General features: G+C 30.6%; 4 protein-coding genes. 3 read left to right on the top strand and 1 reads right to left on the bottom strand.

Annotated features, from left to right (window positions below; all coding sequences use genetic code 11):
• On the top strand, nucleotides 1-408 hold a 408-nt coding region (locus ACIQ11_RS10180; protein ID WP_396154576.1), incomplete at its 5' end, for a cell division inhibitor.
• Nucleotide 409: 1 nt separating this feature from the next.
• Nucleotides 410-1,699 carry a cryptochrome/photolyase family protein gene (locus tag ACIQ11_RS10175; protein ID WP_396154574.1) on the top strand — a complete coding sequence of 430 codons (1,290 nt, stop codon included), beginning with the start codon at nucleotides 410-412 and terminating at the stop codon, nucleotides 1,697-1,699.
• Between the two features lies 1 nt (nucleotide 1,700).
• Here ACIQ11_RS10175 and ACIQ11_RS10170 read toward each other — a convergent pair whose 3' ends face one another.
• Nucleotides 1,701-2,351, bottom strand: coding sequence for an HAD family hydrolase (locus tag ACIQ11_RS10170; protein WP_396154572.1), 651 nt, complete (start codon nucleotides 2,349-2,351; stop codon nucleotides 1,701-1,703).
• Between the two features lie 86 nt (nucleotides 2,352-2,437).
• Here ACIQ11_RS10170 and ACIQ11_RS10165 point away from each other — a divergent pair.
• The coding region (locus tag ACIQ11_RS10165) for an RNA polymerase sigma factor (protein WP_396154570.1) at nucleotides 2,438-2,780 on the top strand (343 nt) is incomplete at its 3' end.

The raw sequence follows: 2,780 nt of genomic DNA, 5'->3' as shown, positions 1-2,780 counted from the left end.
TGGGAATTTTTATCAAGCCCAAAGAATTTAAAAGCAATAACACCTGAGTATATGAGTTTTGATATTTTGAGCGGTGCAGATAGACCTATGTTTGCTGGTCAAATTATCCAATATATTGTTACGCCTTTATTAGGAATTAAAACTACTTGGGTTACCGAAATTACACACGTAGTTGAAGGAGAATATTTTGTAGATGAGCAACGATTTGGACCTTACGCATTATGGCATCATAAGCATTTTATTAAAGAAATTCCAGGTGGTGTAGAAATGGAAGACATTATCGATTATAAAGTTCCAATGGGAATTCTTGGGCAATTGGTACATCCTTTTATTGTAAAACCAAAATTAGATGAAATTTTTGAATACAGAAGAAAAAAATTAATTGAACTTTTTGGTGAATTTAAATAATATGACACTTTTTTGGTTTAGAAGAGATTTACGTTTAGAAGACAATACCGCTTTGTTTCATGCTTTACAAGACAAGGAAACGGTATTGCCTATTTTTATTTTTGACGAAACCATTTTGCAACATCTTGAAAAAAATGATGCGCGTGTAACTTTTATTCATAATCAGCTGGAAAAAATAAACGTCGAACTTGGAAAGATTAACAAGTCACTTGCTGTTTTTTATGGAAAACCAATTGATGTATTTGAAAAACTTATTAAAGATAACCAAATAAAATCGGTTTATACTAATCACGATTATGAGCCGTATGCCAGAAAAAGAGACGTCGCATTGAATGAAGTATTCAAAGAAAATAAAATTGAATTTAAAACCTGTAAAGATCAAGTAATTTTTGAAAAGTCTGAAATTACTAAAGATGATGGTTTGCCGTATGTAGTATATACTCCATTTTCAAATAAGTGGAAAGCAAAATTAAAGGAAACTAAACTTGTAAATTATCCTTCAGAAACGTTATTAAAAAATATTACTTCGCATTCCTACCCTTTTTTATCCTTAGCAGATATTGGTTTTGAGGCAACTAAAATTTCACTTCCCGAGTATACAATTTCTGAAAAATTAATTTCTGAATATGAAGCTACAAGAAATTTTCCTGCATTAAAAAACGGAACTTCATTAGTCGGTATTCATTTGCGATTTGGAACTATTAGCATTAGAAAATTAGTGCAACACACTTTAAAATTTGAAAATGAGACGTTCTTAAAAGAATTAATTTGGCGCGAATTTTTTATGCAAATTTTATGGCATTTTCCTCATACTCAAACCAAAAGTTTCAAACCTAAATACGATGAAATAAAATGGGTAAATGATGAAAAGCTATTTAAAAAGTGGTGTGATGGAAAAACCGGTTATCCAATGGTAGATGCTGGTATGAGAGAATTGAATGCTACTGGGCATATGCATAATCGTGTAAGAATGGTGGTTGCCAGTTTTTTATGCAAACATTTATTAATTGATTGGCGTTGGGGTGAAACCTATTTTGCTTCAAAATTATTAGATTATGAACAAGCCAGTAATGTTGGAAATTGGCAATGGGCAGCAGGTTCAGGAGTTGATGCCGCACCGTATTTTAGAATATTCAATCCTACAGAGCAAATTAAAAAATTTGATAAAGAACTAAAATACATCAAAAAATGGGTTCCTGAATTGGAAACATTACAGTATCCAAATCCAATTGTTGATCATAAAGAAGCAAGGGAAAAATGCTTACGCGTATACAAAGAGGCCGTTGGGTAATTTATTTCAAAATGGTGTTGAAATCTAATTCTTCAAATCGATCTATAACTAAATTAGCCAAACTGTAATCTTGTTTTTTGGAATTAACACTTCTGTAACCTACACAAAAAACTCCAGCTGCGTGGGCGGCTTTTATTCCGTTGGTACTGTCTTCAATTACTATACAATTTTCTTTATTAGACTTTGATAACCTTACAGCTTCTAAAAAAATATCTGGATTGGGTTTCGATTGCGGAAAATCTTCACCAGAAACAATATGAGAAAAATAATTATGTAATTTAAATCGGTTAAAAACACGATTTATAGTTACTTTAGACGAAGAAGATGCTAAAATTAATTGAATGCCATTTTGATGTAATTGTTTTATTAATTCCTCCACCCCTTCTAATAAAAACAAGTCTTCTTTGGTGTCGAAAGCATCATTAAATAAACTTCGTTTTTTTTCAACTAAAGTGGGAATATCTTCAGCTACACCAAAATGATCTTTAATTTTTTGAAACACATTTTTAGTAGAATTCCCTGTAAAAGAAGCATACATTTCTGAAGAAACTTCTATTCCTAATTCTTTAAAATGTTGATAATACGCATAATTGTGCACGGGCTCTGTATCCACAATTACACCATCCATATCAAAAATCACAGTTTGTAACATCTTTTTTGTTTTCTTGCGAAATTAAAAAATTAAATGGTAATTAAACCTTTTTGTGTAACTTTAGTCAAATATTAAATTAGATTCCATTGCAAGACGAAAAAAAATTTATAGCACGATTAATTCAAACCAAAACGCAAAACGAAGCGTTTAAAGAATTGGTACAATGCTATCAAAAACCTTTATATTATCATATCCGAAATATCGTTTTAAATCACGATGATGCGGATGATGTGCTTCAAAATACGTTCATAAAAGTGTTTTCAAATATTGGTAATTTTAAAGGAGAAAGCAAATTATATTCTTGGATGTATCGAATTGCCACAAACGAATCGCTTACTTTTATTGAGCAACGAGCAAAAAAGCAAGGAATTTCAAATATTGAATTACAGCAAAAGGCAATATTAAATTTAGAATCAGATGTGTATTTTG

The sequence above is a fragment of the Flavobacterium sp. genome, assembly GCF_044361065.1.
Classification (GTDB): domain Bacteria; phylum Bacteroidota; class Bacteroidia; order Flavobacteriales; family Flavobacteriaceae; genus Flavobacterium.
The sequence above is the reverse complement of the archived record's forward strand: the minus strand, read 5'-3'. Positions and strand labels throughout refer to the sequence as shown.